This is a genomic window from Pseudomonas wadenswilerensis (genome assembly GCF_024749185.1).
GTDB lineage: Bacteria > Pseudomonadota > Gammaproteobacteria > Pseudomonadales > Pseudomonadaceae > Aquipseudomonas > Aquipseudomonas wadenswilerensis.
The window spans coordinates 4,078,700-4,103,543 of record NZ_CP087191.1 but is presented as its reverse complement, the minus strand read 5'-3'; the positions used below and the strand labels follow the sequence as shown (position 1 = coordinate 4,103,543).

The 24,844-nt window shown below is 64.8% G+C and carries 20 protein-coding genes and 4 tRNA genes; 19 read left to right on the top strand and 5 right to left on the bottom strand.

Annotated elements, in window-relative coordinates; genetic code table 11:
* Positions 1 to 26 precede the first annotated feature (26 nt).
* The 15 genes from LOY45_RS18730 (at position 27) to LOY45_RS18660 (ending at position 13,449) form a co-directional block, all read left to right on the top strand.
* Positions 27 to 2,750 carry a FimV/HubP family polar landmark protein gene (locus tag LOY45_RS18730; protein ID WP_258578160.1) on the top strand — a complete coding sequence of 908 codons (2,724 nt, stop codon included), beginning with the start codon at positions 27 to 29 and terminating at the stop codon, positions 2,748 to 2,750.
* 120 nt (positions 2,751 to 2,870) lie between these two features.
* A complete protein-coding gene (truA, locus tag LOY45_RS18725; protein WP_166675668.1) occupies positions 2,871 to 3,695 on the top strand; it encodes a tRNA pseudouridine(38-40) synthase TruA in 825 nt (274 codons plus the stop codon).
* A 61-nt stretch (positions 3,696 to 3,756) separates the two neighbouring features.
* A complete protein-coding gene (locus LOY45_RS18720; protein ID WP_115085987.1) occupies positions 3,757 to 4,377 on the top strand; it encodes a phosphoribosylanthranilate isomerase in 621 nt (206 codons plus the stop codon).
* 279 nt (positions 4,378 to 4,656) lie between these two features.
* Positions 4,657 to 5,577 carry an acetyl-CoA carboxylase, carboxyltransferase subunit beta gene (gene accD, locus LOY45_RS18715; RefSeq protein WP_115085988.1) on the top strand — a complete coding sequence of 307 codons (921 nt, stop codon included), beginning with the start codon at positions 4,657 to 4,659 and terminating at the stop codon, positions 5,575 to 5,577.
* Positions 5,574 to 6,881, top strand: a complete 1,308-nt coding sequence (gene folC / locus LOY45_RS18710) for a bifunctional tetrahydrofolate synthase/dihydrofolate synthase (protein WP_258578159.1) — start codon at positions 5,574 to 5,576, stop codon at positions 6,879 to 6,881. Before accD ends, folC begins: the two co-directional genes overlap by 4 nt.
* Positions 6,865 to 7,533, top strand: a complete 669-nt coding sequence (locus tag LOY45_RS18705) for an SPOR domain-containing protein (RefSeq protein ID WP_115085990.1) — start codon at positions 6,865 to 6,867, stop codon at positions 7,531 to 7,533. The genes folC and LOY45_RS18705 overlap by 17 nt, the downstream gene beginning before the upstream one ends.
* Before the next feature lie 99 nt (positions 7,534 to 7,632).
* Positions 7,633 to 8,187 (top strand): CvpA family protein, encoded by a 555-nt coding sequence (locus LOY45_RS18700; RefSeq protein WP_036996463.1) that lies wholly within the window; start codon positions 7,633 to 7,635, stop codon positions 8,185 to 8,187.
* Between the two features lie 41 nt (positions 8,188 to 8,228).
* Complete coding sequence (gene purF, locus LOY45_RS18695) at positions 8,229 to 9,734, top strand: amidophosphoribosyltransferase (protein ID WP_115085991.1); 1,506 nt, start codon at positions 8,229 to 8,231, stop codon at positions 9,732 to 9,734.
* A 15-nt stretch (positions 9,735 to 9,749) separates the two neighbouring features.
* The gene (locus tag LOY45_RS18690) at positions 9,750 to 10,961 is read left to right on the top strand and encodes an O-succinylhomoserine sulfhydrylase (RefSeq protein WP_095161624.1); all 1,212 of its coding nucleotides are present in this window, start codon (positions 9,750 to 9,752) and stop codon (positions 10,959 to 10,961) included.
* An 11-nt stretch (positions 10,962 to 10,972) separates the two neighbouring features.
* A complete protein-coding gene (locus LOY45_RS18685) occupies positions 10,973 to 11,731 on the top strand; it encodes an SDR family oxidoreductase (RefSeq protein ID WP_177414847.1) in 759 nt (252 codons plus the stop codon).
* A 159-nt stretch (positions 11,732 to 11,890) separates the two neighbouring features.
* Positions 11,891 to 11,966: transfer RNA gene (locus LOY45_RS18680), tRNA-Val, on the top strand.
* Between the two features lie 76 nt (positions 11,967 to 12,042).
* A tRNA-Asp gene (locus LOY45_RS18675) sits at positions 12,043 to 12,119 on the top strand.
* Between the two features lie 98 nt (positions 12,120 to 12,217).
* Positions 12,218 to 12,294, top strand: a tRNA-Asp gene (locus LOY45_RS18670).
* Between the two features lie 111 nt (positions 12,295 to 12,405).
* Positions 12,406 to 12,482, top strand: a tRNA-Asp gene (locus LOY45_RS18665).
* A 217-nt stretch (positions 12,483 to 12,699) separates the two neighbouring features.
* Entirely contained in the window at positions 12,700 to 13,449 is a 750-nt protein-coding gene (locus LOY45_RS18660; protein ID WP_166675662.1) for an SDR family oxidoreductase, read from the top strand.
* Positions 13,450 to 13,457: 8 nt separating this feature from the next.
* Here the strand turns inward: LOY45_RS18660 and LOY45_RS18655 are convergent, their stop codons facing one another.
* Positions 13,458 to 15,011 (bottom strand): methyl-accepting chemotaxis protein, encoded by a 1,554-nt coding sequence (locus tag LOY45_RS18655; RefSeq protein ID WP_258578158.1) that lies wholly within the window; start codon positions 15,009 to 15,011, stop codon positions 13,458 to 13,460.
* Between the two features lie 271 nt (positions 15,012 to 15,282).
* On the opposite strand from LOY45_RS18655, the gene LOY45_RS18650 reads away from it, so the two are divergent.
* Positions 15,283 to 16,155 (top strand): DUF2242 domain-containing protein, encoded by an 873-nt coding sequence (locus LOY45_RS18650; RefSeq protein WP_038994202.1) that lies wholly within the window; start codon positions 15,283 to 15,285, stop codon positions 16,153 to 16,155.
* Positions 16,156 to 16,358: 203 nt separating this feature from the next.
* Here LOY45_RS18650 and LOY45_RS18645 read toward each other — a convergent pair whose 3' ends face one another.
* Together LOY45_RS18645 and LOY45_RS18640 are read right to left on the bottom strand one after the other, a co-directional pair.
* Positions 16,359 to 17,399 carry an AraC family transcriptional regulator gene (locus LOY45_RS18645; RefSeq protein ID WP_134061827.1) on the bottom strand — a complete coding sequence of 347 codons (1,041 nt, stop codon included), beginning with the start codon at positions 17,397 to 17,399 and terminating at the stop codon, positions 16,359 to 16,361.
* Between the two features lie 3 nt (positions 17,400 to 17,402).
* A complete protein-coding gene (locus LOY45_RS18640; RefSeq protein ID WP_258578157.1) occupies positions 17,403 to 18,524 on the bottom strand; it encodes a nitrilase-related carbon-nitrogen hydrolase in 1,122 nt (373 codons plus the stop codon).
* 193 nt (positions 18,525 to 18,717) lie between these two features.
* Here LOY45_RS18640 and LOY45_RS18635 point away from each other — a divergent pair, with 193 nt between their 5' ends.
* Both LOY45_RS18635 and LOY45_RS18630 read left to right on the top strand, forming a co-directional pair.
* Complete coding sequence (locus LOY45_RS18635) at positions 18,718 to 20,754, top strand: NADPH-dependent 2,4-dienoyl-CoA reductase (protein WP_258578156.1); 2,037 nt, start codon at positions 18,718 to 18,720, stop codon at positions 20,752 to 20,754.
* 78 nt (positions 20,755 to 20,832) lie between these two features.
* Positions 20,833 to 21,732, top strand: a complete 900-nt coding sequence (locus LOY45_RS18630) for a 1-aminocyclopropane-1-carboxylate deaminase/D-cysteine desulfhydrase (protein WP_258578155.1) — start codon at positions 20,833 to 20,835, stop codon at positions 21,730 to 21,732.
* On the opposite strand, the gene LOY45_RS18625 is transcribed toward LOY45_RS18630, so the two are convergent.
* A complete protein-coding gene (locus LOY45_RS18625; protein ID WP_095161640.1) occupies positions 21,729 to 22,277 on the bottom strand; it encodes a cytochrome b in 549 nt (182 codons plus the stop codon). The two genes, LOY45_RS18630 and LOY45_RS18625, sit on opposite strands and share 4 nt — an antisense overlap.
* 172 nt (positions 22,278 to 22,449) lie before the next feature.
* Here LOY45_RS18625 and LOY45_RS18620 point away from each other — a divergent pair, with 172 nt between their 5' ends.
* Positions 22,450 to 23,736 (top strand): arsenic transporter, encoded by a 1,287-nt coding sequence (locus LOY45_RS18620; RefSeq protein ID WP_038994216.1) that lies wholly within the window; start codon positions 22,450 to 22,452, stop codon positions 23,734 to 23,736.
* A 36-nt stretch (positions 23,737 to 23,772) separates the two neighbouring features.
* On the opposite strand, the gene LOY45_RS18615 is transcribed toward LOY45_RS18620, so the two are convergent.
* Positions 23,773 to 24,717 (bottom strand): DUF1853 family protein, encoded by a 945-nt coding sequence (locus LOY45_RS18615; RefSeq protein WP_258578154.1) that lies wholly within the window; start codon positions 24,715 to 24,717, stop codon positions 23,773 to 23,775.
* Positions 24,718 to 24,844: the final 127 nt, after the last annotated feature.

Genomic DNA, 24,844 nt, shown 5'->3' with positions numbered 1-24,844 from the left:
GGAAGGTTCATTCAAAGGAAGAGGTCATGCTTCGAATTCGCAAACTGGTCTTAGCAATAGCCGCGGCGTCGGCGCTGTCGTCCGGTATGGCGCATGCCCTCGGGTTGGGCGAGCTGACCTTGAAGTCAGCGCAGAATCAGCCCCTGGATGCCGAGATCGAACTGCTCGATGTCCGCGATCTGACGGCGGCCGAAGTGGCGCCGAGCCTGGCGCCGCCCGAAGAGTTCGCCAAGGCCGGTGTCGAGCGCCAGGCGTTTCTCAATGACCTGACCTTCACCACGGTGATCAACCCCAACGGCAAAAGCGTGTTGCGGGTGACTTCGAGCCAGCCGCTGCCGGCGCCGATGGTCAAGTTCCTGGTTCAGGTCATGTGGCCGAGCGGGCGCCTGCTGCGCGACTACAGCGTGCTGGTCGATCCGGCCAAGTTCAACACCCCGGCCGGGCAACCGGCGCCGGCGGGCGTTGCGCCTGCGGTGACGGCGGCCAACTACACCACCGTGCGTCGCGATACCCTGTGGGAAATCGCCTCGAAAGCCCGTCAGGGTGGCTCGGTGCAGCAGACCATGCTGGCCATCCAGGCGCTGAACCCGGATGCCTTCATCAACGGCAACATCAACCTGCTGAAAACCGGCCAGGTCCTGCGTCTGCCTGATCAACAGCAGATCGCCAGTATTCCCCAGGCCCAGGCCGTCACCGAGGTTGCCGAGCAGTACGCTGCCTGGCGCGAAGGCCGGCGTCTGGGCCCGCGTGCCCGCCAGCTCGACGCCACCCGACGCAGCGGCACCGAGGCGGCGCCGGCGCGCATCGCCAACCAGGACAACCTCAAGCTGGTCGCACCCGGCAGCAAGGCCGCTGCGGGCAGCAAAGGGCTCAGCGACAAGCTGGCCGTGGCCCAGGAAAGCCTGGACACCAGCCGTCGTGACAACGAAGAGCTCAAAGGCCGCATGGCCGATCTGCAGAGCCAGCTGGACAAGCTGCAGCGCCTGATCGCGCTGAAGAACGACCAGTTGGCCAAGCTTGAAGCCCAGGGCGCCACCGACGCTGTCGCCCCTGAAGCCCCCGCGGCCCAGCCACCGGCCCTCTCCGCCGAACTGCAGCCGGCCCCGGCACCGGCCGAGCCTGTGGTCATGCCAGCCCCGGCCGCGGTCGATACCGCACCGGTTGACCCGGCGCAGCCTGCGGCCGCCGAACAGGCACCGACCGACGCGAACAAGATGCTCGACGATCTGCTCGGCAACCCGTTGTTGCTGGCGCTGATCGCCGGCTCTGCGGTGTTGGTGCTGTTGCTTCTGCTGCTGTTGCTGGCACGCAAGCGCAAGGCCGCCCAGGAAGCGGAAAAACACCTGCGCATGGCCCGGGCCCTGGCCGAAGAGAGTGATCGCGCTCCGGACCTGGACCTGCCGCCAAGCAGCTTTGAAGGCCTGGACGTGGCGCCGCCGAGCGTGACCCTGGCGCCGGCGGTGGTCGCCGCGTCTGCCGCTGCCGCGACAGCTGCCGCATTGCCTGCTGAAGAACCGGCGCCGGTAACTCCGGAGCCTGCACCAAGCGAGCCGGTGCAAGGCCCGATTGCTGCGCCACTGGTCGCTCCGGCGGCTAGCCCAGCAGCACCGACCGGCGACGCCGTGCTCGACGAAGCGGAGCTGAGCATTGCCCGTGGCCGCCTCAATCACGCTGCAGAGCTGCTCGAGCCTGCGGTTGCCGCAGCGCCGGAGCGTAGCGACCTGCGTCTGAAGCTGATGGAAGTCTATGCCCGCCAGGGCGACCGTGATGCCTTTGTCGGCCACGAGCGTCAGCTGATTGCCACCGGCCAGAACCATGCCGACGTCGAAGCCCTGAAGAACCGCTTCCCGGCCATGCTGGCCGTCGCTGCGGCAGGCGTCAGTGCTGCGGCGCTGGCGGCTGAGCTGGATGCCCAGTACGTCCAGGAGCTGCTGCAGGACGAGCCGTCTGCCGAGCCAGTCGCTGAAGTCGAGCCTGTGCTCGAGGCTGAGCCGGTCGTTGAGCCTGAAGCGGTGGTAGAAGAGCCGCTGGCTGACCTTGAGGCTTTGCCTGAAGACGACCTGGACAGTGCCTTCGACCTGAGCCTGGAAGATGACCTGCAAGGCCTGGAGCTGGACGAGCCGCCACTGCTCGACGAGCCTTCGCTGGCCGTTGCAGAGCCGCAAGCCGCAGAAGCCGCGAGCGAAACCGGCACCGATCAGCCGGACTTCGATGCCCTGCTGGAAGAGCATCTGGCACAGCCTGAACAGGCCCTGGACGACCTGGCCGATTTTGACCTCGACGTTGCGGGTGACGAGCCTGTGCCACAGCCCAGCAGCGAAAGCGTCGACGTCGCCGCCGAGCTGGCTGCCTTTGACGAAGCCATGCCGGAGTTCGACCCGCTGAGCGAGCTGGACCTGCCGGAAGACTTCGACCTGTCGCTGTCGCTGGACGACTCGGAGGCCGACAAACACTTTGCCTCGGAGCTCGATGACGTCAACGCCGAGCTCGACAAGCTGTCGCAAAGCCTTGAGCAGCCGTCGATCGAGCCGCACTTCACCGAAGCGGACGCCGCTGTCAGCGACGATCTGGACGATGACTTCGATTACCTCGGCGGCGCCGACGAAGTGGCCACCAAGCTCGACCTGGCCCGGGCCTATATCGACATGGGCGACCATGACGGCGCCCGCGATATCCTCGACGAAGTGCGCAAGGACGGCAGCGATGTCCAGCGCCAGGAAGCCGACGAGTTGCTCTCGCGCCTGGTCTGAGTTCAGTTCTTGCATGGCCGACGGCAGCCCCAGTGGCTGCCGTTGTCGTTATAATTCCCGCCATCTGCTAAACCGACAGGCTGTATCCCCTTGGAAATCATTGATAACGCGGCTGCTGAAATGGCGGCCGAAGGCTTCTTTCGTATCGCCCTGGGCGTTGAATACAAAGGCTCGCGCTACCGCGGCTGGCAGCGCCAGGCCAGTGGTGTGGCGAGCGTGCAGCAAACCCTGGAGGAAGCCTTGTCGCGGGTGGCCGATTCGCCGGTCAGCCTGCACTGTGCCGGGCGCACCGATGCTGGCGTGCATGCCTGCGGCCAGGTGGTGCATTTCGACACCCAGGCGGTACGCAGCATGAAGGGCTGGACCATGGGCGCCAATATCAACCTGCCGCATGACATCAGCGTGTCCTGGGCCAAGGAAATGCCCGCGCACTTCCATGCACGCTTCAAGGCCATTGCCCGGCGTTACCGCTACGTGATCTACAACGACCAGATCCGCCCTGCGCACCTGGGCGAAGAGGTGACCTGGAACCACCGGCCGCTGGATGCCGAACGCATGGCCCTGGCTGCCGAGTACCTGGTCGGCACCCACGACTTCAGCGCCTTCCGCGCTGGTCAGTGCCAGGCCAAGTCGCCGATCAAGAACCTCCATCACCTGCGCGTCACCCGCCACGGCAAGATGATCGTCCTGGATATCCGCGCCAGCGCCTTCCTTCACCACATGGTGCGCAACATCGCCGGCGTGCTGATGACCATCGGCACCGGCGATCGTCCGATCGAGTGGGCCAAAGAAGTGCTGGAGAGTCGCGAGCGGCGCGCCGGCGGGGTTACCGCGCATCCGTACGGGCTGTACCTGGTGCAGGTCGAGTACCACGACGAGTTCGAACTGCCCGAACGTTACATTGGCCCACACTTCGTTACCGGCTACGAGACATTGACGGGCTGACGGCCCGCAAGCCATTTGCTAACATCCGGGACTTTCCGCTTTCTGCTGAGGTTCACAGGTCATGAGCGCCGTTCGCAGCAAAATCTGCGGCATTACCCGCATCGAGGATGCGCTGGCTGCAGCCGAGGCGGGCGCCGATGCCATCGGCCTGGTGTTCTATGCCAAAAGCCCGCGGGCGGTCGATGTGCGGCAGGCGCGGGCGATCATCGCCGCACTGCCGCCGTTCGTCACCACCGTAGGCCTGTTCGTCAATGCCAGCCGTTGCGAGCTGACGGAAATCCTCGAGGCGGTGCCACTGGACCTGCTGCAGTTCCATGGCGATGAAACCCCTGCCGAATGCGCAGGTCACAACCGCCCATGGATCAAGGCGTTGCGGGTGCGCCCGGGCGACGACCTGGAGGCCAGCTGCAAGCTGTACAGCGGTGCCAGCGGCATTCTTCTCGATACCTACGTGGCAGGCGTGCCAGGCGGTACCGGCGAGGCCTTCGACTGGTCGCTGGTGCCTGCGCACCTGAGCAAGCCGATCATCCTCGCCGGCGGCCTGTCGCCTGATAACGTGGCGCAAGCCATCCAGCAGGTGCGACCTTACGCGGTGGACGTCAGCGGGGGAGTGGAGCAGGCCAAGGGCATCAAGGACCCGGCGCGGATCGAGGCTTTTATCCGCGCGGTCAAGCAGGCGTGAAATCGCGGCATGCTGCGGATGTGACGGCTGGCCGCGCGCCATCGTCCATAGCTTTCGCAGCCCGGTGCTGCCGGATCGCGCCCATGGGCCGGTCGAAATTACCGGGTGACGCCACAGGCGTCGCCCTTACAGGTTGACGATGGTGCGGTATCGGGGTGGCTCGCTGCAGGCGGGTGCCGGAGCCGGACCATCATCGCGTCATACACGAATTGAGCTCAAGGGCATACGCGCGAGCTGGCAGCCATAACCTGTCGGTCGCCGTTACTGGAGAAAGAAAGCATGAGCAACTGGTTAGTAGACAAACTGATCCCTTCGATCATGCGTTCCGAGGTGAAGAAGAGTTCGGTCCCTGAAGGCCTGTGGCACAAGTGCCCGTCCTGCGAGGCCGTGCTGTATCGTCCGGAGCTGGAAAAGACCCTGGATGTCTGCCCTAAGTGCAACCATCACATGCGTATTGGCGCTCGCGCACGCATCGACATCTTCCTCGATGCCGAAGGCCGCGCCGAGCTGGGTGCCGACCTGGAGCCGGTCGACCGCCTGAAGTTCCGCGATGGCAAGAAGTACAAGGACCGCCTGACTGCCGCGCAGAAGCAGACCGGCGAGAAAGACGCGCTGATCTCCATGAGCGGTACCCTGCTGGGCATGCCGATCGTGGTCAGCGCCTTCGAATTCTCCTTCATGGGTGGTTCCATGGGCGCCATCGTTGGTGAGCGCTTCGTCCGCGCGGCCAACTATGCCCTGGAAAACCGCTGCCCGATGGTCTGCTTCTCGGCCTCCGGTGGTGCGCGCATGCAGGAAGCGCTGATCTCGCTGATGCAGATGGCCAAGACCTCCGCGGTACTGGCGCGCCTGCGCGAGGAAGGCATCCCGTTCATCTCGGTACTGACCGACCCGGTCTACGGCGGCGTTTCCGCCAGCCTGGCGATGCTCGGCGACGTGATCGTCGGTGAGCCCAAGGCGCTGATCGGCTTCGCCGGCCCGCGCGTGATCGAGCAGACCGTACGCGAGAAACTGCCAGAAGGCTTCCAGCGCAGCGAGTTCCTCCTCGAGCACGGCGCCATCGACATGATCATCCCGCGTCAGGAGCTGCGTCAGCGCCTGGGCAACTTGCTGGCACAGATGATGGGCCTGCCGACGCCGACGTTCGTCGCTCCGGTGAGCGAGCCGATCGTCGTTCCACCGGCGCCTGCCACCGTATGACCCAACGTACCCTTGGCGACTGGCTCGCCCACCTCGAGCAGTTGCATCCGACGGCCATCGACATGGGCCTGGAGCGTTCGCAACAGGTCGCTGCGCGGCTCGGGCTGGGCCAGCCGGCGCCACGGGTAATCACCGTGACCGGCACCAATGGCAAGGGTTCGACCTGTGCCTTCGTGGCCGCGTTGCTGCGCGCCCAGGGCCTCAAAGTCGGTGTCTACAGCTCGCCGCACCTGCTGCGTTACAACGAGCGGGTGCAGATCAACGGCGCTGAAGCTGGCGATGAGCAACTGTGCGAAGCCTTTGCTGCCGTCGAGGCAGCCCGCGGCGAGATTTCCCTGACCTACTTCGAAGCCGGCACCCTGGCGGCGTTCTGGCTGTTCAGGCAGGCGGCGCTGGACGCCGTAGTGCTCGAAGTCGGCCTGGGCGGGCGCCTGGATACCGTCAATATCGTCGATGCCGACCTGGCGCTGGTCACCAGCATCGGCGTCGACCATAGCGACTACCTGGGTGATACCCGCGAGTTGGTAGCTTTCGAGAAGGCCGGGATTTTCCGCGAGGGCAAGCCGGCCCTGTGCGGCGACCTCAATCCGCCACAGCCGTTGCTGGACAAGGCCCGTTCCCTGCACAGCCCGCTGTTCCTGCGCGGCCGCGACTTCGACCTGGCCAGTACCGACCGGTACTGGCAATGGCGCGGGGTCAATGCCCGCGGCGAGGTGGTCGAGTTGCAGGACTTGCCGTTGCTCGACCTGCCAATGGAAAACGCCGCGCTTGCGCTGCAGGCCTATCTGTTGCTCGACCTGCCGTGGGATGCCGGGCAAATCGCCGAGGCCCTGCGCAGCACGCGCATAGTCGGCCGCCTTGATCGTCGGGCCTTCACCTGGCAAGGCAAACCTTTGACTATCCTCATGGATGTCGGGCACAACCCGCATGCTGCCGAGTACCTGGCTCAGCGCCTGGCCGCGCGGCCGCTGCAGGGCAAGCGCCTGGCGGTGTTCGGTTTGCTCGCCGACAAGGACCTCGAGGGTGTGATCAAGCCGCTGCAGCAACAGGTTCAGGCCTGGGCCGTGGCACCGCTGGATACCGCCCGCAGCCGGCCAGTCGCCGAGCTGCAAGCGGCGCTGACGAACCTTGGCGCTGTGGTGCAGTCTTACGCCAGTGTCGCTGCTGCCCTGGAAGGGCAGTGCGCGCAGGCAACGGCAGATGACGAAATCCTGCTGTTCGGATCATTTTTCTGTGTCGGCGAAGCCTTGCAGTGGCTCGACCGGCAGGCCACGGAGGACGGGGCAAATGGCATTGCTGGATAAAGTGGTCAAGCAACGCATGGTCGGGGCGCTGGTGCTGGTGGCACTGGCGGTGATCTTCCTGCCGATGCTGTTCTCCCGCGAAGACGAAATGCGCCAGGTGCGCGTCGAAGCCCCCGAGGCACCGGCCGCGCCGACCCTGCCGCAAGTGCAGGTGGAACCTGTTCAAGTCCCGGAACCGCAGGTACTGCCTGAAGAACCGCTGATCGTCGAGCAGTCCACTGCACCGCTGCAGGCGCCGAGCACACCGATTACCCCGGCGCCAAGTGCCACGCCTGCGCCGACGCCAGCGCCGGCTGCACCGGCTGTCGCCGCAAAACCGGCCACGCCGGCGCCAGCCAAGGTGGAAGTCAAACCGGCAGCCACGGTCGCCACCGCGGCCAAGCCAGCGGCGGGCAAGATCGACGCCAACGGCCTGCCGGTCAGCTGGTCGATCCAGATGGCCAGCCTGTCCAATCGCGCCAGTGCCGACAACCTGCAGAAAACCCTGCGCAGCCAGGGCTACAACGCCTATATCCGTTCGGCTGAAGGCATGAACCGGGTGTATGTCGGGCCGTTGATCGAGCGCGCCGAGGCCGAGCGCCTGCGTGATGTGATCAACCGCCAGCAGAAGCTCAAGGGCTTTGTCGTACGCTTCCAGCCCGAGCGCAGCTGAACCCTTGCCGCCCGGCCCGCACCGGGCGGTAAATCACTGCTTACCGACAGCCCGTTGCTCTGGTAAAATGCGCCGCCTTATCCGTTTGCAGGCAACACTGTGGCATTTACCTGGGTCGACTGGGCGATTCTCGCGATCATCGCCATTTCTTCGCTGATCAGTCTCAAGCGCGGCTTTGTCAAAGAGGCCTTGTCGCTGCTTACCTGGATCATCGCCGGTGCCGTGGCCTGGATGTTCGGTGGCTCGCTGTCGCAGTACCTGGAAGCTTATATCCAGACGCCTTCGGCCCGGGTCATCGGCGGATGCGCCATTCTTTTCGTCGCCACCCTGCTGGTGGGGGCCATGATCAATTTTCTCATCGGCGAGCTGATTCGCGTCACCGGGCTGTCCGGGACCGATCGCTTCCTGGGCATGGCCTTTGGCGCCGCCCGCGGGGCCTTGCTGGTGGTAGTGGCCGTCGGGCTGTTGAGCCTGGGGCCGGTACAACAGGATCAGTGGTGGCAGGAGTCTCGCCTCCTGCCACAATTTCTATTGGTGGCTGACTGGTCGAAAAACCTCATTCTGGGGTTCACCAGTCAGTGGCTAGCCAGCGGAATCAGCGCACCGGCTGATCTCCCGTTCCAGGAACAGCTGCTTGGGCCCAAAACGCCTTGAGCGCTGTTCAGTCCAGTTTCATTAAGTAGGGGTTGCGTCGCATGTGTGGCATCGTCGGTATCGTCGGTAAGTCGAACGTCAATCAGGCGCTGTATGACGCGCTAACCGTCCTCCAGCACCGCGGCCAGGACGCTGCCGGTATTGTGACCAGCCATGATGGCCGGTTATTCCTGCGCAAGGACAACGGCCTGGTCCGTGACGTCTTCCAGCAGCGGCATATGCAGCGCCTGGTCGGTCACATGGGTATTGGCCACGTGCGCTACCCGACTGCGGGCAGCTCGACCTCGGCCGAGGCCCAGCCGTTCTACGTCAACTCGCCCTACGGCATCACCCTGGCGCACAACGGCAACCTGACCAACGTCGAACAGTTGGCCAAGGAGATCTACGAGTCCGACCTGCGCCACGTCAATACCAACTCCGACTCGGAAGTGCTGCTCAACGTCTTCGCCCATGAGCTGGCGGTGCGTGGCAAGCTGCAACCGACCGAAGAAGACGTGTTCGCCGCAGTCACCGACGTGCACAACCGTTGCGTCGGCGGTTACGCGGTGGTGGCGATGATCACCGGCTACGGCATTGTTGGTTTCCGTGACCCCAACGGCATCCGTCCGATCGTCTTCGGCCAGCGTCACACCGACGAAGGCGTCGAGTACATGATCGCCTCCGAAAGCGTTTCGCTGGACGTGCTGGGCTTCACCCTGATCCGTGACCTGGCGCCGGGCGAAGCGGTGTACATCACTGAAGAGGGCAAGCTGCACACCCGTCAGTGCGCGACCAACCCGCAGTTGTCGCCGTGCATCTTCGAGCACGTCTACCTGGCCCGTCCTGACTCGATCATCGACGGCGTCTCGGTGTACAAGGCGCGCCTGCGCATGGGCGAGAAGCTGGCCGAGAAGATCCTGCGCGAGCGTCCGGACCACGACATCGACGTGGTTATCCCGATTCCCGACACCAGCCGCACCGCGGCGCTGGAACTGGCCAACCACCTGGGCGTCAAGTTCCGCGAAGGCTTCGTCAAGAACCGCTACATCGGCCGTACCTTCATCATGCCCGGCCAGGCCGCGCGCAAGAAATCAGTACGCCAGAAGCTCAACGCCATCGAACTGGAGTTCCGCGGCAAGAACGTGATGCTGGTGGACGACTCGATCGTGCGCGGCACCACCTGCAAGCAGATCATCCAGATGGCCCGCGAAGCCGGCGCGAAAAACGTCTACTTCTGCTCCGCCGCCCCGGCGGTACGCTTCCCTAACGTCTACGGCATCGACATGCCGAGTGCCCACGAGCTGATCGCGCACAACCGCAGCACCCAGGATGTCGCCGAACTGATCGGCGCCGACTGGCTGGTCTACCAGGACCTGCCGGACCTGATCGAAGCGGTCGGCGGTGGCAAGATCAAGATCGAGCATTTCGATTGCGCGGTGTTCGACGGCAAGTACGTCACCGGCGACATCGACGAAGCCTACCTGGACAAGATCGAGCAGGCGCGCAACGACGCCTCCAAGGTCAAGAACCAGGCGGTCAGCGCGATCATCGACCTCTACAACAACTAAGTTAGGAGCAGCGGCATGACACAGGAATGGGATGCCGGGCGCCTGGACAGCGACCTCGAAGGGGTCGCTTTCGACACGCTGGCGGTACGCGCCGGCCAGCATCGCACGCCGGAAGGTGAGCACAGCGACCCGCTGTTCTTCACCTCCAGCTACGTGTTCCGCACGGCGGCCGATGCCGCCGCGCGGTTCGCCGGCGAGGTTCCAGGCAACGTCTATTCACGCTACACCAACCCGACCGTACGCGCGTTCGAAGAGCGCATCGCCGCCCTCGAAGGCGCCGAGCAGGCGGTGGCCACCTCCACCGGCATGTCGGCGATCCTCTCGACCGTCATGGCCCTGTGCAGCGCTGGTGACCATGTGCTGGTCTCGCAGAGCGTCTTCGGTTCGACCATCAGCCTGTTCGAGAAGTACTTCAAGCGCTTCGGCGTGCAGGTCGACTACGTGCCGCTGACCGATCTGGCCGCCTGGGACCAGGCGATCAAGGCCAACACCAAGCTGCTGTTCGTCGAATCGCCCTCAAACCCCTTGGCCGAGCTGGTGGATATCGCCGCCCTGGCCGAGATCGCCCATGCCAAGGGCGCGCAACTGGTGGTCGACAACTGTTTCAGCACCCCGGCCTTGCAGCAGCCGCTGAAGCTGGGCGCCGACATTGTCGTGCACTCGGCGACCAAGTTCATCGACGGCCAGGGTCGTTGCATGGGCGGCGTGGTTGCCGGGCGCAGCGAGCAGATGAAGGAAGTGGTGGGCTTTCTGCGCACCGCCGGGCCGTCGCTGAGCCCGTTCAACGCCTGGATCTTCCTCAAGGGCCTGGAGACCCTCAACCTGCGCATGCGCGCCCACTGCGCCAACGCCCAGGCCCTGGCCGAATGGCTGGAGCAGCAGGACGGCATCGACAAGGTCCATTACGCGGGCCTGCAGAGCCATCCGCAGCATGAGCTGGCCAAGCAGCAGATGAGCGGCTTCGGCGCGGTGGTGAGCTTCGAGGTCAAGGGCGGCAAAGAGGGCGCCTGGCGCTTCATCGACGCCACCCGGCTGATTTCGATCACCGCCAACCTGGGTGACAGCAAGACCACCATCACCCACCCGGGCACCACTTCCCACGGCCGTCTGTCGCCGCAGGAGCGTGAGGCTGCCGGCATTCGCGACAGCCTGATCCGGGTTGCCGTGGGCCTGGAAGACGTCGCTGACCTCAAGGCCGATCTGGCCCGCGGGCTGGCGGCGCTGTGATCGACTGGTCGGTGGGCGACAGCAGCCATAACGGCCGCGTCGCCCTGGTCACCGGGGCGGCGCGGGGCATTGGCCTGGGCATTGCCGCCTGGCTGATCAGTGAAGGCTGGCAGGTGGTGCTCACTGACCTCGACCGTGCCCGTGGCGCGAAAGTCGCCAAGGTGCTTGGCGACAACGCCTGGTTCGTCGGCATGGATGTCGCCGACGAAGCCCAGGTGATGACCGGCGTGGCCCAAGTGCTGGGCCAGTTTGGCCGGCTCGACGCCCTGGTGTGCAACGCGGCGATTGCCGACCCGCACAACACCACCCTCGAAAGCCTGAGCCTGGCGCACTGGAACCGGGTGCTGGCGGTCAACCTCGGTGGCCCGATGCTGCTGGCCAAGCACTGTGCGCCGTACCTGCGCGCCCATTGCGGGGCGATCGTCAACCTGGCGTCGACCCGCGCCGGGCAATCGGAACCCGACACCGAGGCCTATGCCGCGAGCAAGGGCGGGCTGCTGGCCCTGACCCATGCCCTGGCCATGAGCCTGGGCCCGGAGATTCGCGTCAATGCGGTAAGCCCCGGCTGGATCGATGCCCGTGATCCCGCCCAGCGCCGTGCCGAGCCCCTGACCGAAGCCGACCATGCCCAGCATCCGGCGGGCAGGGTAGGGACGGTGGAAGACGTGGCGGCGATGGTGGCCTGGTTGCTGTCGCGCAATGCCGGCTTCGTCACCGGCCAGGAATTTGTGGTCGACGGTGGCATGACCAAGAAGATGATCTATCGGTAGCGGCAAGATGTCCGCAATGTGCTTTTGATTTTGCTTTTTCTTGTGGCTTGCAGCTTGAAGCTTGAAGCTGTTTTTTTCACCTCAGTGAAAAAAACTTCAATCAGGCTATTGACTTAGGTTCGATACCTGCGTAAATTTCGCCACCTCAGCGAAGCACACGGGTGATTAGCTCAGCCGGGAGAGCATCTGCCTTACAAGCAGAGGGTCGGCGGTTCGATCCCGTCATCACCCACCACTTCCTGAGATGTTCCTGACCCGACACTTTCGCAAGAAGGTGTTACCAGAGAGGAACCGGACGCAAGTCCATATGCGCAGCGGTAGTTCAGTCGGTTAGAATACCGGCCTGTCACGCCGGGGGTCGCGGGTTCGAGTCCCGTCCGCTGCGCCACTATTCTCCAGATCGGTCAACGACCGGTTTGAGGTTCCAAGGCTGAATAGCCTTGAAGCCAGATCCCAGTTTCAAGCGGGCGTAAGCCTGTACGATACGCAGCGGTAGTTCAGTCGGTTAGAATACCGGCCTGTCACGCCGGGGGTCGCGGGTTCGAGTCCCGTCCGCTGCGCCATCTTCGCCTCGAGGCCCTTGAACTCCTCGAAGCAACAAAGAGAGCGACCTGAGGTTGCTTTTTTTGTGCCCGGGATTTGCAGCCTTTGCGCAGCCCGGGTGAGCACGACACGCAGCGGTAGTTCAGTCGGTTAGAATACCGGCCTGTCACGCCGGGGGTCGCGGGTTCGAGTCCCGTCCGCTGCGCCATATCGAAGTAACAAAGAAAGCGACCTGCGGGTCGCTTTTTTTGTGCCTGAATTTCGGCACTGTGGTGTGGCCATCGCCGGCAAGGCCGGCTCCCACAGGAGCGCGGTGTACACAAAACTTGTGGGAGCTGGCCTTGCCAGCGATGAGGCCTACTTGGTCTACATCCAGTCCTCACAACCGCTATGCTAGAGCCTCCAGTCTTCCACTGAGGTTCAGGATGAACAATCTTCAAGACTCGATCGCGGTGATCACCGGCGCCGGACGCGGCCTGGGTGCAGCCCTGGCCATCTCCCTGGCTGACGCCGGTTGCAAAGTGGTGCTCTGTGGCCGCAATGAAGCGGCCCTGGCACACGTCGCCGCCACCATCGAAACCCGCACAGGCCAACTGCCGATCACTGTCCAGGTCGACCTGGCCGACAGCGCCAGCGTAACCCGCGCGACGCAAACCATCAGCCAGCGCTTCCCCACCGTCGACCTGCTGATCAACAACGGTGCCATGTGGCTGGAACAGAACGAGCAGGGCTACTCGCCTGAGGACGTCCACGGCGTGATCAACGCCGCGGTCACCGGCACCTTCCTCTTCACCCAGGGCCTGCTGCCTTCCCTGCGCCGTTCCCAGCGCCCGGACATCGTCACCATAGGCTCGATCAGCGCCTTGCCCAATGCCGCCTTGCAGAGCGTCTCAGTGCCGTTCTACGCCGCCAAGCACGCCCAGCGAGCCTTGGCCGAGGGCTTGCGTCAACAACTGGCCGGCACGCCGATCCGTTCGCTGTGCGTGCACCCGCCCTACCTGGACGATATCTCCCCGACCGAACCTGCCTGGGAGGCGGCCGCCCAGCGCCGGAAGGGCGAGCGCGGCACCAACCGTGACGTGGTCGAGGCCGTGCTGTTTGCCGTGACCCGGCCGCGGCATGTGAGCCTGTCGTCGATCGTTATCGATAGCGATGACGGCGGTCTGTTCGGCTGATCTGGCCGTCAAACCCTGAAGCGCGCCACCAGCTGTTGCAGTTCGCTGCCCAGGCGCGCCAGCTCCACCGACGAGGCCGCGGTCTGCTGCGAAGCGGTTGACGACTGTTCAGCCACGTCACGCACGCTGAGCACGCTGCGGTTGATCGATTCGGCGACGCTGCTTTGCTGTTCGGCAGCGGTGGCGATCTGCAGGTTCATGCTCTGGATGCTGGTCACGGTCTGGGTGATGGCCTGCAGTTCGATACCGGCCTGATTGGCCAATGCTACCGTGCCGCCGACCTGCTGCTGGTTGGCGTGCATCATTTCGGCAGCCTTCTGCGCGCCCTGTTGCAAGGACACGATCAGCGTCTCGATCTGCGCTGTCGACTGCTGGGTACGCTGGGCCAGCCCGCGTACCTCGTCGGCCACCACGGCAAAACCGCGGCCGGCCTCGCCAGCGCGCGCTGCTTCAATGGCGGCGTTGAGGGCCAGCAGGTTGGTCTGCTCGGCAATGGCGTTGATCACCGTCATTACCGTGCCGATACGCTCGCTTTCTTCCGACAACTGACTGACCGCACTGGCCGAGTTGCCGATGTCATCGGCCAACTGGCCAATCTGGCTCAGGGCCTGTTGCACCACGCGATTGCCCTGTTTGGCCTGGCTGTCGGCCTGGCGCGTGGCTTCGCTGGCTTCTTCGGCATTGCGCGCGACTTCCTGCACGGTAGCGACCATCTCGCTCATCGCCGTGGCCACCTGGTCGGTCTCGACCTTCTGGCTGGTGATGCCGGCGCTGGTCTGTTCGGTGATGGTCGACAGCTCTTCGGCGGCGGTCGACAGCTGGCGGGTGACATGCCCGGCCTGGCCGAGCATTTCCCGCAGGTTGTTGCCGCTTTGCGCCAGGGCTTGCAACAACTGGCCGAACTCGTCGCGGCGGGGTTCGCTGGCGGTGTTGGTCAGGTCGCCTTCGCCAATGCGCCGGGCAATTTCCACGGCCTGGCGCAGCGGTTGGGTGACCTGACGGATGATCAGCGCGCTGATCAGCACGCCCAGCACCAGGGCGGCGAACAGCAGGCTGAGCATCAAGCTGCGGCTGTTGCTCGACTCCTCGGTGCTCTTCTGGTTTTGCAGGGTGATCAGCTGGTTGATCGCTTCAAGGCCCCGATGGACGTTTTCCAGCAGTTGGTCGTGCAGCTTGGTCTGCAGCAGGGTGCCTCCGGTGGCCGCTTTCAGTTGTTCGAACTGCTCCAGGTATTGCTTGAGGTCGTCGCCAGTGGCTGTGAGCAAGCGCTGCGAATCGGCATCGGGCAACGCGGCGAGGTTTTCCTCGACCAACTGTGTGGCCTGTTGATGGGCCTTGGTCAGCTGGCTGGCGAAGGTGGCGTCGCGCCGTTGCTCGAAGCTCAGTTGGGCGGCGCGCATTTCATTGAGGTTGTCGAGGATGTAATTGACCGACACCAGGCGGTCGGCCCGTTGGGTCAGGGTGTTCAGGCTGTTGGTGGCGGTAATGGCCAGCAGCGCCATCAACACCAGGATGGGCGCAAAACCGAGCAACAGCTTGATTTTCACGGAGAGGTTTTTCACCGAGGTAACTCCTGTCGACCTGTATGGATGGGGTGGTGGCTAGTTGCCAGCGTAGCCGTAGAATGTGCCAGGCAATAGTCGGATGGATCCGATCAACAGGTAGGGCTTGGTCGAAGTTGCTGTGGGCTTATCGACCAATGGTCAAACCCCGGCGTCAGGGGCGGTAACTGGCGCCTTGCATGAATTTTCTGCGGTGATTGGCAGGCTATGGTTTCAGCATTCCGCCGATGTGTTGCACAATAGGCACCGACCGTTTTCCTCAGGATTTGCAATGTCAAAGTCAACCGTCTGCAGTGCGCTCGGGCTGGCCCTTGTGCTGGCGGGTGTTTCCGGCTGTTCTTCGAAGAAAGCTGCCATCTACGAACACGAGAATTTCGCCGACTCGGGCACCTTCTCGCGCAGCTTTCCGGTGAGTGAAGCCGGTACCTGCGAAGCGGCGCGCCGTGCCTTGCTCAGCCAGGGCTACATCATCACCAGCAGCGACGCTGGCCAGGTCAATGGCAACAAGAGCTTCCAGCAGACCGGCGATTCTCACCTGCAGATCAGCTTCAATGTGGTCTGCGCCCCTGACAGCGGCGACGAGCAGCGCTCGACCATGTTCGCCAACGCCCTGCAGGACCGCTACGCGCTGAAAAAATCCAACACCTCGGCCAGCCTCGGCGTGGGTGTGCTGGGTTCGGTGTCGATGCCGATCGGTTCCAGCGATGATTCGATGGTCAAGGTCGCCAGCGAGACCGTGACGTCGGCCAAGTTCTACGAGCGTTACTTCGCTCTGGTCGAAAGCTTCCTGCCCAAGGAAAACAAGAAAAAAGCCGACCCCAAGCCTGCGGCCAAGCCGGCAGTGGAGCTGGGTGTGCCGGAAACTGCGCCGGTAGCGCCACCGGCCGCCCTGGCCCCCACGCCGGCCGAAGCGCCTGCGCCAGCGGCTCCGGCGTCTGCCGTGCCGGTCAGCGAACCTGCGCCGGCCCCGGCTGCCGAGGCGCCCGCCGCGCCAGTGGTGGACGACAGCAACGGCTCGAAGCCGGTACCGCCACCGGCAGAAGCTGCGCCGATCAGCGTCCAGGACAGCAGCACGCCGGCCGAGCCGACCCCGAGCATCGCCCCGGCAGCACCGGCCAGCAGCAGCGGGCAGGCGCCGCTGTAAATTCAGCAGTCCCTGCTACGTTGTTTTGATAAGCGTCATTGTCATTTTTCTTTCATCACGGCACTTTAGGCTCGTTGACGAATCAATGACATGAATGTGAAACGACGGAGCAGATGATGGACGACTATCAAGAAGAACTACTCGAATACCGCGCCATTGAGCTCGACCCGGTCGAGCCCGCCGAAGACGCTACCGAGCTGTAATCAGCCGGTACGCCGCTGGCTGCGGCGAAACTCCCCCGGAGTGATACCGTTCCAGCGCTTGAACGCGCGCTGAAAGGCCTCTGCCGAGGCAAACCCGAGCAAATAGGCGATCTCGCCAAAGGCCAGCTCCGTGTCGCGGATGTAGGTCATGGCCAGGTCGCGCCGGGTATCGTTGAGGATGGCGCGAAACTGCGTGCCTTCCTCGGCCAGCTTGCGCCGCAGGGTCCAGGTCGGCAGTTGCAGATGCCTGGCCACTTCCTCCAGATCCGGTTCCCGTCCACCGTTCAGCAACGGCCCCAGCAGGTGCGCGATGCGCTCGCCCAGGCTGCGTATCCGCGTGCGCTGTTCAAGCTCCGCCTCACACAGTTGCAGCAGGTGCTGCCAGGTGCTCGGGCAGTGCGCCGGGTTGCGCAGGGCAAGGTTGGCGCGGCTCAGGCGCAGCTGGTTGGTGGGCGCGCCGAACTGTACCGGGTTGCTGCTCAAGGCCTGGTAGTGGGCGGCGTAGGCGGGCGCCTCGAACTCGATCTCGACCCGTTCCGCCAGCAGGACCACCCCTGCCAGGCTCGACAACTGCGCCAGCCAGCCGGCCAATAGTGAATCCACTACAAAGCGGTTGTAGGCGTTGTACGGGCTGATCGAGTAGAAGCGCAGCCAGGCGCCGCCGCTGTCCTCATGAAAGCTTGAGTGCCCGCGGTAGTTGGCCGCATACAGGGGCTCGAAGCGCAGCAAGGTGCGCGCCGCTTCGCCGACTGTTGGCGCTTGCGCTGCGGTGACGCCGGCCAGGCCGGCCTGGCCGAGGCGGCTGATGTGGCCCATGTGCAGCCCGAGGGCCGGATCGCCGGTCAGCTCGATGGCGGCATGGCCCAGGTGCATATAGCGCGGGATCGACAGGCGCGCGCCCGGTTCAGCCAGGCGCACCGGGTCCAGTCCGTAGCGGGTGAGCAGGGGCCCGGGATCGATCCCGCGTTGTTGCAGGGTTTCGCTCAGCGGCTGGATAAAACCGACCGACAGATCGCCCAGGCGCACACGCGGGCTGTTCATGCCTTACAGCCAGACGTTCAACAGGCGCGCACCCGGGCTGGCAGTGCCGCCCAGGTTCACTCCGTTGAGCTGGGCAAAGCCCTGGCCATCGGCGGCCTGGTCCCAGAAGCGCCCGCGCAGGAACACGCTCATGCTGCTGACCTTGGCGGCGTTGGCGTCCAGGGTCAGGCGCTGCCAGGCGTCGCGTTCGCTCACTTGACCAGGCTTGAGCGCCAGCGACGAGGCCAGCGGCTGATGTCGGTTGCCGCGCCATGGCGCGTTCCAGCTGTTGTGGCCGCTGAGGAACACCGGGTTGGCGACGATCTGGGCGAACTGGTTGACCAGTTGCTGCTGGTTGCTCGGGTACCAGCTGTCGCTGCCGATCAACACGCCGAGACGCCCGGCCGGGGTTTGCAGTACTTGCGGCGGCTGGTCGGTGCCGCTGCTGATAAAGCGCCGCACTTCACTGTCCGGGTGCTGCTGGCGTTGTGGCTGGCCGAGTACCGAACCATCGCTGGCAAATACCAGGCTGGCGTTGTACAGGGCGCCGGAGCCGATCCGCAGGGTGCCGCGCTCGACATAGGGTTCAGGTAACACGATGGAACCCGCCACCAGGGTCACGCCGAACTCCTTGGCCAGGCCGCCGAATAGCTGCTGGTAGTCCTCGGCCATCTGCCCGGCCTTCATTCGCAGGTGGGCATCGGCGCGGCGGTCGTCACCTTCGGCGCCAAGCATGGCCAGGCCATAACGCAGCGGGTTGCTCAGCTCCAGCCACTGCAGGGCTTCGCGGCGCTCAGTGACCTGGTACAGCTCGTTTTTCTCGCCACGGGCCCACAGCCAGGTGCCGATGTGTTCCGGCAGGATGACGATGGTCTTGGCGTTGATCAGGCCCTGGGCGCGGGCATGTTCAAGGTAGGCGGCCAGCTTGCGATGCAGGCGCTGCAGGCTCTGGTAGTCACCGGGGAACAGTTGCGGCTCGACGCCCAGCAGGTTGCCGTGATCGGCCGGCACGCCTTCGCTCAGGGCCAGCTCGATGCGCAGGTCCGACAGGTAGTGCCCGGCCGGGCGCTGTTCGGTCCAGAACCCGTAGCCACTCAGGGCGGCAATGACAACCAGCGCCAGGGCGCTCAACAGAAGTTTTCGCATGAAACGCAATAGAGCCGACAAGGGATTCGGCCCCTAGGGTAGCCCTCGGGTGCAGTAGGATCAATAACTTGTCACTTTCGGTCATTGAGCCGCGCCCGCTGGCTCTTTAATGTCGGCCTCAGATAACTGACGGGCCCCGCCAGCCTTGGCGAGGCGCCCGCATTCCGTGATTACGCTTGTTGTGGAGTTCACTATGGCCGCCGCTCAATACCCGCATTTGCTCGCCCCGCTGAACCTGGGCTTTACCACCTTGCGTAACCGCACCCTGATGGGCTCGATGCACACCGGCCTTGAAGAAAAGCCCGGCGGTTTCGAGCGCATGGCGGCCTATTTTGCCGAGCGCGCCCGTGGCGGCGTCGGCCTGATGGTGACCGGCGGCATCGGCCCGAACGTGGAGGGCGGGGTGTATTCCGGCGCTGCCAAGCTGAGCACGCCGGAAGAAGCCGATAAACACCGCATCGTGACCAAAGCGGTGCATGAAGCCGGTGGCAAGATCTGCATGCAGATCCTCCACGCCGGTCGTTATGCCTACAGCCCGAAATCGGTAGCGCCGAGCGCCATCCAGGCGCCGATCAACCCGTTCAAGCCGCGCGAGCTGGATGAAGAGGGCATCGAGAAGCAGATCCAGGACTTCGTCACCTGCTCGCTGCTGGCGCAAAGCGCCGAGTACGACGGCGTCGAGATCATGGGGTCGGAAGGCTACTTCATCAACCAGTTCCTCGCCGCCCACACCAACCAGCGCACCGATCGCTGGGGTGGCAGCTACGAGAACCGCATGCGCCTGGCGGTGGAAATCGTCCGCCGTGTGCGCGAAGCGGTAGGGCCGAACTTCATCATCATCTTCCGCCTGTCGATGCTCGACCTGGTCGAGGGCGGCAGCAGCTGGGAAGAGATCGTGCAGCTGGCCAAGGCCGTGGAGCAGGCTGGTGCGACCCTTATCAACACCGGAATCGGCTGGCACGAGGCGCGGATCCCGACCATCGCCACCAAGGTGCCGCGTGCGGCGTTCAGCAAGGTCACCGCCAAGCTGCGCGGTGCAGTGCAGATCCCGCTGATCACCACCAATCGCATCAACACCCCGGAAGTCGCCGAGCAGATCCTTGCCGAGGGCGATGCCGACATGGTCTCGATGGCGCGGCCGTTCCTGGCTGACCCAGAGTTCGTCAACAAGGCCGCCGCCGGGCGTAGCGACGAGATCAACACCTGTATCGGCTGCAACCAGGCCTGCCTGGATCACACCTTCGGCGGCAAGCTGACCAGTTGCCTGGTCAACCCGCGCGCCTGCCATGAAACCGAGCTCAATTACCTGCCGGTGACCCAGGTCAAGCGCATCGCCGTCGTGGGCGCCGGTCCCGCTGGCCTGGCGGCTGCCACCGTTGCGGCGGAGCGCGGCCATGAAGTGACCCTGTTCGATTCGGCCAGCGAGATCGGCGGCCAGTTCAACGTGGCCAAGCGCGTGCCGGGCAAAGAGGAGTTCTATGAAACCCTACGCTACTTCAAACGCAAGCTGCAGACCACTGGCGTCGAGCTGTGCCTGAACACCCGCGTCGATGCCGAGCAACTGGCGGCGGGCGGCTTTGACGAGATCATCCTCGCCACCGGTATCGCTCCGCGGTTGCCGGCCATCCCCGGCATCGAGCACGCCAAGGTGCTGAGCTACCTGGATGTGCTGCTGCAGCGCCAGCCGGTAGGGCAGAAGGTGGCGGTGATCGGTGCCGGCGGTATCGGCTTTGACGTCTCCGAGTACCTGGTGCACCAGGGCGTGGCCACCAGCCAGGACCGCGAGGCGTTCTGGAAGGAGTGGGGCATCGATACCCAGCTTGAAGCCCGCGGTGGTGTGGCCGGGATCAAGGCCGAACCCCATGCGCCGGCGCGTCAGGTGTTCCTCCTGCAGCGCAAAAAGACCAAGGTCGGCGACGGCCTGGGCAAGACCACCGGCTGGATTCACCGCACGGGCCTGAAGAACAAGCAGGTGCAAATGCTCAACAGCGTCGAGTACCTGAGCATCGACGACGCCGGCCTGCACATCCGCATCGCCGAGGGCGAGCCGCAGGTGCTGCCGGTGGATAACATCGTCATCTGCGCCGGCCAGGATCCACTGCGCGAACTGCAGGACGGCCTGCTCGCCGCCGGGCAGTCGGTGCACCTGATCGGTGGCGCCGATGTCGCCGCCGAGCTGGATGCCAAGCGCGCCATCAACCAGGGTTCGCGCCTGGCCGCCGAGCTCTGACTGGCGCAGCGCGGCGGGCTGCCGGGCCCGTTGCGCTGTTACACTGCGCTGCCCTGGCAGCCCTGTTGTGCCCCTCCCATGATCGGCAGATTCGACGACCTTCCTCTCGCGCCCCTGCAACCCTTGCCCCTGAGCTGGCTACGCGCCCATGGCGTGGAGCTGGCGGTGTTGCGCCTGGACCTGATCGACCCGCTGATCAGCGGCAACAAGTGGTTCAAGCTGCTCGAACACCTGCGAATCGCCCAGGCCCAGGGGGCGCCTGGGGTGATCAGCCTTGGCGGCGCCCATTCCAATCACTTGCATGCCCTGGCAGCCGCCGGCAAGCGTTTCGGCTTTGCCACCGCTGGCCTGCTGCGCGGGCACGCGCAAGACACACCGACGGTGCGCGACCTGCAGGCCTTTGGCATGCAGCTGCATTGGCTGGGGTATGGCGGCTATCGCGAGCGTCATCAGCCGGGTTTCTGGCAACCCTGGCACGCGCTTTACCCCGGTTGGCATTGTGTCGCCGAAGGCGGCGGCGGGGCCCTGGGCGCCAAGGGCTGCGCCTTGATCGTCGAGCAGGCGCACGCGCAATTGGCGGCGCTGGGCTGGGCGGATTATCACGGCTGGTGGCTGGCGGCAGGTACTGGTACCACCCTGGCCGGGTTGGTGCTGGCGGAAGCGGGCAGGCACGAGGTTCATGGCGCCTTGGCCGTGCCGCTCGACCATGGCGTGCCCGAGGCGGTGCAAACGTTGGTGGGCAAGGCCGGTTACCGCTTGCATGAGGCCTGCCGTGGCGGCTTTGCCAAGATCGATGACGAATTGTTGGCGTTCATGGCCGAGTGCGAGGCGCAGTCGGCGATGCCGCTGGAGCCGCTGTACACCGCCAAAGCCTTGCTGGCGCTGCGCCGGGAAGTCGAAGCCGGGGCCTTTGCCGCCGGCACCCGGCTGATCTTCCTGCACAGCGGCGGCCTGCAGGGCCGCCGCGGTTTTGCCTAGTTGTTGCGCGGCAGCATGCGCAACAAGGTGTTGTCGCGCTGCACGTAGTGATGGAACAGGCCGGCCACGGCATGCAGGCCGATCAGCCAGTAGCCCCAGGTGCCGATGCGCTCGTGCCAGCCCTTGATGAACTTGGCCAGGTCCGGGTCCGGGGCGACCAGCGCCGGCAGCTCGAAACCGTAGAACGGGATCGGCTTGTTGGCGGCGCTGAGCAGCAGCCAGCCGGCCAGCGGCAGGCCGATCATCAGCAGGTACAGGGCCAGGTGCATCAGGTGCGCCAGGCCTGTCTGCCAGGCCGGTGGCGCCGGAATGATCGGCGGGGTCGGGCGACCCAGGCGCAGGGCCAGGCGCAGCCAGACCAGCACGAACACGCTCAGGCCGAGCATGAAGTGCAGGTCTTTCATCAAGGCGCGTTCGGCGCTGTCCTTGGGAAACATCCCGCGCAGTTCGATAAAGGCGTAGACCGCCGCCAGCAGCACCAGCATCAGCCAGTGCAGGGCTATCGACAGGCCGCTGTAGCGGGCCTGGTTTTGGCTCAGAGTCATGGGTGTTCCTCATCATCAGGTCGAAGTCCGCGCTCTTCTGGCGCAGTCAGCTAACTGTAACCGCTTGCCAGCCGGTTACCCGGGCATTGCAGCAGAAATTCATCACGGCAACCTTGATCTGTCGCTAGAATCCGGCGCTTGTACCCACTCTAATCTGCAAGGCTTGTACTTCATGCTGATGGCATCACTGATTTTCCTGCTGACCATTACCCTGGTGATCTGGCAGCCCCGAGGCCTTGGCGTCGGCTGGAGTGCCACGGGCGGGGCGCTGCTGGCCTTGCTTTGCGGGGTGGTGCAGTGGAGCGATATCCCGGTGGTCTGGCAGATCATCTGGAACGCTACCGGTACTTTCATCGCCCTGATCATCATCAGCCTGTTGCTCGATGCCGCCGGCTTCTTCGCCTGGGCGGCGCTGCACGTGGCACGCTGGGGGCGCGGCAGTGGCCGGCGGTTGTTCTGCTACATCGTGCTGCTGGGGGCGCTGGTGTCGGCGCTGTTCGCCAATGATGGTGCGGCGCTGATCCTTACCCCGATCGTGGTGGCCATGCTCCTGGCCCTGCGCTTCAGCCCGGCGGCGACCCTGGCGTTCGTCATGGCCGCAGGCTTCATTGCCGACACGGCCAGCTTGCCGCTGGTGGTGTCGAACCTGGTCAACATCGTCTCTGCCGACTTCTTCGGCATCGGCTTCAACCGCTATGCGGCGGTGATGGTGCCGGTCAACCTGGTCGCGGTGGCGGCGACCCTGGCGGTGCTGTTGTGGTACTTCCGTCGGGACATCCCGGCTGACTATGATCCGCTGCAACTGGATGCGCCGCGCAGCGTGGTGCAGGACCCGGCGACTTTTGTCGCCGGCTGGCTGGTGTTGTTGATCCTGCTCCTGGGTTGCTTTGCCCTGGAGCCGCTGGGCATTCCCATCAGCGCGATTTCGGCGGTGTGTGCACTGGTGTTGCTGCTGGTGGCGGCACGCGGGCACAAAATCTCCACGCGCAAGGTGCTCAAGGAGGCGCCCTGGCATATCGTGGTGTTCTCCTTGGGGATGTACCTGGTGGTCTACGGCCTGCGCAATGCCGGGCTGACCGACTACCTGGCCGGCTGGCTCGACGGTTTTGCCGCGGGCGGGGTGTGGGGCGCGGCGCTGGGCACCGGGCTGCTGACTGCCGTGCTGTCGTCGATCATGAACAACCTGCCAACGGTGCTGATCGGCGCCTTGTCGATCGATGCCAGTACCGCCACGGGTGTGGTCAAGGAGGCGATGATCTACGCCAACGTGATCGGCAGCGACCTGGGGCCGAAAATCACCCCGATTGGCAGCCTCGCGACGCTTTTGTGGTTGCATGTGCTGGAGCGCAAGGGGGTGAAGATTGGCTGGGGGTATTACTTCAAGGTCGGGATTGTGCTGACGGTGCCGGTGTTGTTGCTGACCCTGGTGGCGCTGGCGCTGCGGTTGACTGTGGTTTAGGGCCGGCGATCGCCTGCGCAGCAGGCGCAAAACCTGTCACCCCGGCAGGTTCGGCCATAAGTCCGAAACCAGGAACAAGCGCTCGGCTTCCTCCCAGTCGCCACGCTCACCTTCGACCAGCCGCACCAGCAACTGCGCCGGCGCCAGCGGGTCCAGGGCCTGCAGCCAGGTCTCGAAGCGCTGCACCGACCAGCAGTCCTGCACCGGGTAACAGGCCGGCGCCAGCCAGGCATGGCGCGGCAACGGCTGCCAGCGACCGGGCGCACTCTGGGCACGGAACGCTGCCCAGTCACGCTGGTGCAACCAGCGCCCACGCAGATGCTGCGGATTCGCTCCTTGCGGCGGTTGCGCCTGCCCCGGCCAGGGATAAAGCAGGTAACCGCCCAGCCACAACTGTGCACTGAACTGCTCGATCTCCAGCGCCGCCAGCGCTTCGCGGCTTTCGTTGCGGGCCGAAATCGGCAGTTGATGCTCGGCCAGGTGCGCAAGCTTGCGGTCCAGGCGGTCGTGACAACCGGGCCCCAGCCACTGCGCCGGGTTATCGCCATTGCCGCTTTGCGGTCCCAGGTACAGCTTGATCGCCAGCTCCAGGTGGTGCACGCCGTCGCTGTCGCGCAGCAGCAGGTCCAGTTCGCCGAGGGTATGCCCGCCGTTGCGGATCGGCAGGTTGGCGGCCAGCAGAGTCACTCCGGGGGCATGCTGGAGGACGAACTGCCATAGACGTTCGTAATACAGCCCCAGGCGCCGGGTGCTGGCCTGGGCCAGCCAGTGCAGCAGGGCGTGGCTGTCGCGGTCTTGCTCGAGCAGCCACTGGCGCAGCTGTTCCGGCTCGGCCACCCAGCGGCTGGCGGCCAGCGGATGACGCTGCGGCCACGGCGTATCGCGCAGCATCGGCGGCGCAAGAATGACCCAAGCCAGGTCGCGCACCTGGGGCTGGTGCAACTGGCAGGGCAGGTCGGTCAGGCTGGGGAACGGGTTCATTCAGCGAGCATAGCCGCTCAGCCTGTGCGCTTGCTGAATTTCTCCGGGGTTTGCCGCTGCCCGGCGCTTTCGCCCATAATCGAACTCTTTGGCGAGCATCGCCTTTTTACCCGCCGCAGAGCCCTGG

What these genes read in the sequence shown, in the direction of transcription:
- LOY45_RS18730 (WP_258578160.1), top strand. Translation starts at nt 27, where the DNA reads ATGCTTCGAATTCGCAAACTGGTCTTAGCAATAGCCGCGGCGTCGGCG.
- truA (WP_166675668.1), top strand. Translation starts at nt 2,871, where the DNA reads ATGGCGGCCGAAGGCTTCTTTCGTATCGCCCTGGGCGTTGAATACAAA.
- LOY45_RS18720 (WP_115085987.1), top strand. Translation starts at nt 3,757, where the DNA reads ATGAGCGCCGTTCGCAGCAAAATCTGCGGCATTACCCGCATCGAGGAT.
- accD (WP_115085988.1), top strand. Translation starts at nt 4,657, where the DNA reads ATGAGCAACTGGTTAGTAGACAAACTGATCCCTTCGATCATGCGTTCC.
- folC (WP_258578159.1), top strand. Translation starts at nt 5,574, where the DNA reads ATGACCCAACGTACCCTTGGCGACTGGCTCGCCCACCTCGAGCAGTTG.
- LOY45_RS18705 (WP_115085990.1), top strand. Translation starts at nt 6,865, where the DNA reads ATGGCATTGCTGGATAAAGTGGTCAAGCAACGCATGGTCGGGGCGCTG.
- purF (WP_115085991.1), top strand. Translation starts at nt 8,229, where the DNA reads ATGTGTGGCATCGTCGGTATCGTCGGTAAGTCGAACGTCAATCAGGCG.
- LOY45_RS18690 (WP_095161624.1), top strand. Translation starts at nt 9,750, where the DNA reads ATGACACAGGAATGGGATGCCGGGCGCCTGGACAGCGACCTCGAAGGG.
- LOY45_RS18660 (WP_166675662.1), top strand. Translation starts at nt 12,700, where the DNA reads ATGAACAATCTTCAAGACTCGATCGCGGTGATCACCGGCGCCGGACGC.
- LOY45_RS18650 (WP_038994202.1), top strand. Translation starts at nt 15,283, where the DNA reads ATGTCAAAGTCAACCGTCTGCAGTGCGCTCGGGCTGGCCCTTGTGCTG.
- LOY45_RS18645 (WP_134061827.1), bottom strand. Translation starts at nt 17,399, where the DNA reads ATGAACAGCCCGCGTGTGCGCCTGGGCGATCTGTCGGTCGGTTTTATC.
- LOY45_RS18640 (WP_258578157.1), bottom strand. Translation starts at nt 18,524, where the DNA reads ATGCGAAAACTTCTGTTGAGCGCCCTGGCGCTGGTTGTCATTGCCGCC.
- LOY45_RS18635 (WP_258578156.1), top strand. Translation starts at nt 18,718, where the DNA reads ATGGCCGCCGCTCAATACCCGCATTTGCTCGCCCCGCTGAACCTGGGC.
- LOY45_RS18630 (WP_258578155.1), top strand. Translation starts at nt 20,833, where the DNA reads ATGATCGGCAGATTCGACGACCTTCCTCTCGCGCCCCTGCAACCCTTG.
- LOY45_RS18625 (WP_095161640.1), bottom strand. Translation starts at nt 22,277, where the DNA reads ATGACTCTGAGCCAAAACCAGGCCCGCTACAGCGGCCTGTCGATAGCC.
- LOY45_RS18620 (WP_038994216.1), top strand. Translation starts at nt 22,450, where the DNA reads ATGCTGATGGCATCACTGATTTTCCTGCTGACCATTACCCTGGTGATC.
- LOY45_RS18615 (WP_258578154.1), bottom strand. Translation starts at nt 24,717, where the DNA reads ATGAACCCGTTCCCCAGCCTGACCGACCTGCCCTGCCAGTTGCACCAG.